Source organism: Brevundimonas sp. (assembly GCF_041688735.1).
Lineage (GTDB): Bacteria > Pseudomonadota > Alphaproteobacteria > Caulobacterales > Caulobacteraceae > Brevundimonas.
In genome coordinates, this window is record NZ_JBDNHO010000010.1 from 1 (window position 1) to 5999 (window position 5999).

Below are 5999 nucleotides of genomic sequence, written 5' to 3' on the forward strand. Positions count from 1 at the left end.
GAAGTCCGCGCGGGTGATGAAACAGGCGGTCGCCTGGCTGAACCCGTTCATGGAGGCCGAAAAGGCCGGCAAGCCGCGCGAACAGGCGGGCCGCATCCTGATGGCCACGGTCAAGGGCGACGTCCACGACATCGGCAAGAACATCGTCGGCGTCGTGCTGCAGTGTAACAACTATGAGGTCATCGACCTGGGCGTCATGGTCCCGGCCGACCGGATTCTCGACGCCGCCGTCGAGCACAAGGTCGACATCGTCGGCCTGTCGGGCCTGATCACGCCGTCGCTGGATGAGATGGTGTTCGTGGCGCGCGAGATGGAACGGCGGGGCTTTGACATCCCCCTGCTGATCGGCGGCGCAACGACCAGCCGGACGCATACGGCGGTCAAGATCGAGCCCGGCTATCGCGCCGGATCGACCACCTATGTCGTGGACGCCAGTCGCGCCGTCGGCGTGGTCGCCGGCCTGCTGTCCAAGACCGAGCGGTCGAAGAACGAAGCCGTCACCCGCGACGAATACATCCGCATCCGCGAGCAGTATGCGCGGGGTCTGGAGGTCAAGGCCCGCAGCCCTCTTGCCAAGGCCCGCGCCAACAAATTCTCCATCGACTGGTCCTCGTCCAGACCCTCCGCGCCGTCATTCATCGGTACACGGACATTCGACGCCTGGGACCTCGCCGACCTCGCCGACCACATCGACTGGACGCCCTTCTTCGCCAGCTGGGAGCTGATCGGTCGCTATCCGATGATCCTCGACGACGAGATCGTGGGCACGGCCGCGCGAGACCTGTTCGTGGACGCCAAGGCGATGCTGAAGCGGATCGTCGACGAGAAATGGTTCACGGCCAGGGGCGTCGTCGGCTTCTGGCCCGCCAACGCGGATCAGGACGACATCGTCGTCTTCGAGGACGAAGGCCGCACGCGGGAGATCGCCCGCTTCCATACCCTTCGACAGCAGATGGCCAAGTCGAACGGCAGGTCCAACCCGGCCTTGTCGGACTTCGTCGCACCGGACGGGTCGGACTGGATCGGGGCCTTTGCGGTCACGGCCGGTCATGGCGAGATGGCGGTCTCGCACCGGTTCAAGGCCGCCGGAGACGACTATTCGGCGATCATGTCATCGGCGCTGGCGGACCGTCTGGCCGAGGCTTTCGCCGAGGCCCTGCACAAGCGCGTTCGCACGGAACTGTGGGGCTATGCCCCGGATGAAACGACGACGACCGACCAGCTGATCGCCGAAACCTATCAGGGTATTCGCCCCGCCCCCGGCTATCCAGCCCAGCCCGATCATACGGAAAAGGCGACGCTTTTCCGCCTTCTGGACGCGGAGGTCCAGGCGGGCATGGCTCTGACCGAGAGCTTCGCCATGAGCCCGCCCTCGTCGGTCTCCGGCCTGTATTTCGGCCACCCCAACAGCCACTATTTCGGCGTAGGCAAGATCGATCGCGATCAGGTCAAGGACTATGCCCGGCGCAAGGGGTGGGAGGTGGCGACCGCCGAGCGCTGGCTGTCGCCCATCCTCAACTACGAGCCGGTCGCCGTCGTGAGGGTGGCGACGGCCTGAACGGAAACGGCTATTGGCCTGTCGCTCCCGATTGACCTATCAGGGTTTCGGGCGCCGGGCCGGACAGATCGGGCTGCGCGTCGTCATGATGGAGTCCGGATGACCCAATCGCTTTCGGACAAGCGTCCCGGATGGCACTGGACCGACTATTGGCGGAGTGGCCGGGAAGAGGTCATGACGGTCAATACGGCGGCAGGACCCGTCACCTTCGAGACCCGGAACATCTGGAGCGATTGGTTCGCGGCCTTCGACACGGGCGCTGTCCTGCTCGATCTCGCGACGGGAAGCGGCCAGGTGGCCGGCTACGCTGCGGCGACGGCCGAGGGCCAAGGCAAGGCGTTTGAAGTCGTCGGCGTCGACTATGCCGAGGTACGCCCGCTTGCGGGCTGCACCCTTCTAGGCGGCGTGGCGCTGGAGAAGCTGCCGTTTCCAGCCTCGCATTTCGACGGAGCCTCATCGCAGTTCGGCATTGAATACGCCGACAGCCGCCTGGCCCTGGCCGAGGTCTCGCGGGTCCTCAAGCCCGGCGGGCAGGCCCTGTTCCTGGTGCATCATGCGGACAGCGCCATTACCCGCCAGACCGCTGCGCAGATCTCGGCCTATGACAGGGTTATGGCGAACGGGGCGGCTGTGCGTCAGGCCCGTCGCGCCTTTTCGGCGCATCGGAAGGGTCTGCCGTCGGCATCGGTGCAGGCGGCCGAGCAGGTCTTCGCCGAAGCCGTGCGCCGCGCGCAGGACCGCCTCGAACCGGACCCTGCCTTCGATCCCGTGCGCTATCTGGTCGGCTATCTCGGCGACCTGGCTGACCGGGTCGCATCCTATGAACCCGTCAGCGCGCTGGCCCGGATCGACGGTTTCGAGACTGGGAATTCTGCCTGGCGTCACCGTCAGTTGTGCCAGACCCGGGCTGCGCTCGACGGAACCGGTCTCGATGGCTTTGTCCAACGGGCCGACCGGTGCGGGCTGGTCCTTGCCGACCGTTCCGAGATCGCGGATCAGCGAGGCGATCTGATCACCTGGCGGCTGACCTTCCGCAAGGCATAGGCACTCGCCTGTCCCAGCGCGGGCCTATTCTAGCCCGACATCGGCGGGCGTCGCCGGCGGGGCGGTGATATTTTCGCGGATGCGGCGCGCGGCGTGTTCGCACCGTCCCGGCAGGCCGAAGAACAGACCAAAGGCCTGACTGCGCACGGCCTCGTCCTGACCCGCCAGCCGGGCCCATTTGGCGGTGGCCTCGGCGGCGGCGGCACGAGCGGCGGCGCGGCTGGCCGGGGTCTGGCGCGGCTCGGCGGCGTCCAGCGCCCCGCGGAAATCGGCGGCTTCCAGCTTTCCCAGACGGATGATGTCGAGATCCAGCGGATCGGCATCGGTCAGGGTCTCGCCCAAAGCGACGTGGCCGTTCACCAGCGCCTCGCACCAGACCACCAGCGGATAGTCGACCTCGGGCGCGCCGCGCGGCATCGGGTTGGCGTAGGCCACGGCTTCGCGGAAGCGCTGCGCATCCACGGTTTCGCCGCTGGTCGGAGCGGCGGTGACGACGACCCCGTCCTGGGGCGCGGGCGTCTGGACCAGAAAGGCAAGGGCGGCGGCGAGGCTGGCGATCATGGACAGGTCCTTGGACAGGCGTCACGCCCGACACCGAACGTGCAACGCTTGACGTCGGCGAATGGTTTTTCTGCGGCACCTATCCCGCAAAAGAATGGGGCGGCGGACCCTAAGATCCGCCGCCCCAGATGGTCTTGGGTATCAGGCCCTAGAAGTTGGCGGTGATACCGAAGAAGACGTAACGGCCCAGCGAGTCATACAGCTGAGGATAGGTGTTGCCGTTGCCGGTCGTACCCACGCTGTAGGACAGTTGCGGGTCGTTATCGAACACGTTGTTGACGCCGGCGCGGAAGGTGACGGTGTCACGCATCTGCCAGACGGCCGCCAGATCGAAGTAATTTTCCGCGTCGAAGTTGCGATCGATACGGGCACCGCCGTTGTTCAGCGAACCGCCGGCGCCCAGTACGGCGATTTCAACTGCGCCGTAGTGGCGCCAGGTGCCCGAGATGTCTAAGTCCCACGGGGTGATCCAGCTCAGGCGGGCGCGGTGACGCCATTCCGGGTTCGGCACGCCGCACTGGTTGGCGTAGAAGCCGGCGCAGTCATAGGTCGACTGCGTAGTACCGGCACCTGTATCGGTCACCAAGTCGTTCAGCCACGTACCGACGAACGAACCTCGCAGCGAGCCGTAGCCGGCCATGCCCCAGTCCTCGAGGTCGACATTGTAGTTGGCATTGACGTCAACGCCTGAGGTTTCGAAACCACCGATGTTGATGTTCAGGTCCTGCACATTGCCGCTACCGATCCACAGTTGGCCGGTGCCCGGGTTACGGTTGATGCGGCCGCACGCCGCAGCGTCGCTGTTCTGATAGCAGAGGTTCAGGGTGTTCAGGGCACCCAATGTCTGGATGGCCTGATCGATCTTGATGCTGAAATAGTCGACCGACAGGTTGAAGCGCGGGAAGAAACTGGGCTCCCACACGACGCCGGCCGTGTAGGTGTCGGATTCTTCAGGATTCAGGTTTGGATTGCCGCCCTGAAGGAAGCTGTACTGGTTAGCCGGGCTGTCCAGACCACCGCCCGCCGATTGACCGGCAGTGACTTGGAACGGCGCGGCACCGATGCAGTTGGCCGCTACGGCGCCAGTGGACGCGTCGCAAGGATCGCGGTCAGCGTCGAACAGGTTAAAGCCCTGGGCCGTGAACAATTCGATCACGTTGGGGGCGCGAACCGCGCGCGAATAGCTGGCGCGGAAGCGGATGTCTTCAACGGGGGCGTAGTCGGCGCCGAGCTTGTAGGTGTCGGTACCGTAGTTTTCGTACTCCGACCGGCGATAGGCACCGTCGATCGAGGCCGAATAGGCCCAGGGCTGATCGTCGGCCAGCGGAAGCTGGAACTCGCCGAAGACCTCGGCCACGTCGGTGTCGCCACTGAAGCCGATGGTCGGGCCGCCCTGACCGGCACCGTCGCCGGTGGCGAAGGCAGTGTCGGTGACGAAGCCGAGGAAGTCACGGCGGTATTCGGCACCGAAGGCGACCTGCAGACTGCGCGAGGCGGTCGGCATGGTCCAACCGGTGTCGCCGGTGACAGCGGCGGTGATCACCTGCTGGGTGGTCTGGCCGGTCTGAACCAGCGGAATCTGCAGGTAGTCCAGCGCCGTCTGAGTGACGCCACCCTGGATGAAGATGTCATAGGGCACGCACGCGGGATCGGTGCCGTTGACGACAGACCGGCAGGTCGGCGTGCCGGCCACGTTGACGACGTCAAGAGCGCGACCCAGACGGGACACCGAGAAGTCGTTCAGATAAACGCGCGATTGACGGACCCGCGAGAACTGGGCCGCCACGTCGTAGTTCCAGCCCGGCGTGAGCTCACCGCGGACACCGGCGACGCCGCGATAGGACTCGAAGTTCAGACTGTCCTGACGACCACCGCCCTCGACGTTCCGGCGACCAACAAACATCTCCCGGCGGTTGCCGGCGACGATATCGCCCGCCGTACAACCTATGGTCGTCCGTTGCTGCGTACCGAGCAGGGGGTTGTCGCAGTTGATGTCCGACGTGCTGAAGAAGTTTCCGGAAGGCGCGATCTGGGCAACCGAGCTGTAGTCGGAGAACATCAGCTGGGCGAATACTTCCGCCTTCTCGTTCACTTCGTAGCGGCCGAAAGCGCCGAGGGTGTAACGCTCATCCGGGCGCTGATAGTAGTTCAAGGGGCCGTAGTTGTAATTGTTGAGGTTCGCGTTGAACGGCACGAAGGTCCGGCCGGCACCAAGCGTGGAGTTGTAAGTACCGAAGTCCGTGAACCGGCCAGGGAACGAGGTGCCCGAACCACCGCAATTGTAGGTATTCGGGGCGACGCCGGGAGGCGGCACCGCAGATGGTGCGGCGATGGCGCAGGCAGAGTAGTCCCGGTCGCGTTGCAGGACCGGATTATTGTTCCGATAACCCGCATAGGCCATCACATTACCGCGGCCGTCGGGAGCCGACACACCAATGACGGCGTTCAATGAGCGGCTTTCGCCGTCCGAGACATTGTCATCCGGCAGGGCGAACTGCGAAGGGTTGGTCGTACCGCGACGCGCGATCTCGGCGCGCAGGTTGCCAACGCCGTCATAGTCGTTGTTGTGCTGATAGAAGCCGTACTGGGCGTCCAGTTGAACGCCTTCGAAATCTTTCCTCATGATGAAGTTGGCGACGCCGGCGAGGGCGTCCGAACCGTAGACGGCGGAGGCACCGCCGGTCAGGACTTCAACGCGTTCGACCAGTTGTTCCGGGATCTGGTTCAGGTCGGCCGCGTCGTCGTTCGGCGAGCCGTAGCCCATCCGGCGACCGTCGATCAGCACCAGGGTGCGCGACGAGCCGAGGTTGCGGAGCGACACCGTGGCCGTTCCCGA

Annotated in this window: 4 protein-coding genes; 2 read left to right on the forward strand and 2 right to left on the reverse strand. The window is 65.1% G+C overall.

What is annotated here, in order from left to right; all coding sequences use genetic code 11:
- Together ACESMO_RS01470 and ACESMO_RS01475 are read left to right on the forward strand one after the other, a co-directional pair.
- Positions 1-1558 (forward strand): vitamin B12 dependent-methionine synthase activation domain-containing protein (locus ACESMO_RS01470; RefSeq protein WP_372706407.1); only part of this gene is annotated, 1558 nt, incomplete at its 5' end.
- A gap of 99 nt (positions 1559-1657) precedes the next feature.
- Positions 1658-2602, forward strand: a complete 945-nt coding sequence (locus tag ACESMO_RS01475) for a class I SAM-dependent methyltransferase (RefSeq protein WP_372706408.1) — start codon at positions 1658-1660, stop codon at positions 2600-2602.
- Between the two features lie 24 nt (positions 2603-2626).
- On the opposite strand, the gene ACESMO_RS01480 is transcribed toward ACESMO_RS01475, so the two are convergent.
- Together ACESMO_RS01480 and ACESMO_RS01485 are read right to left on the reverse strand one after the other, a co-directional pair.
- Positions 2627-3163 carry a hypothetical protein gene (locus ACESMO_RS01480; RefSeq protein WP_372706409.1) on the reverse strand — a complete coding sequence of 179 codons (537 nt, stop codon included), beginning with the start codon at positions 3161-3163 and terminating at the stop codon, positions 2627-2629.
- 148 nt (positions 3164-3311) lie between these two features.
- A partial coding sequence (locus ACESMO_RS01485) for a TonB-dependent receptor domain-containing protein (RefSeq protein ID WP_372706410.1) occupies positions 3312-5999 on the reverse strand: 2688 nt, incomplete at its 5' end.

Bases quoted from the DNA above. Each gene is read 5' to 3' on its own strand.
- ACESMO_RS01475 (WP_372706408.1), top strand. From the start codon at position 1,658: ATGACCCAATCGCTTTCGGACAAGCGTCCCGGATGGCACTGGACCGAC.
- ACESMO_RS01480 (WP_372706409.1), bottom strand. From the start codon at position 3,163: ATGATCGCCAGCCTCGCCGCCGCCCTTGCCTTTCTGGTCCAGACGCCC.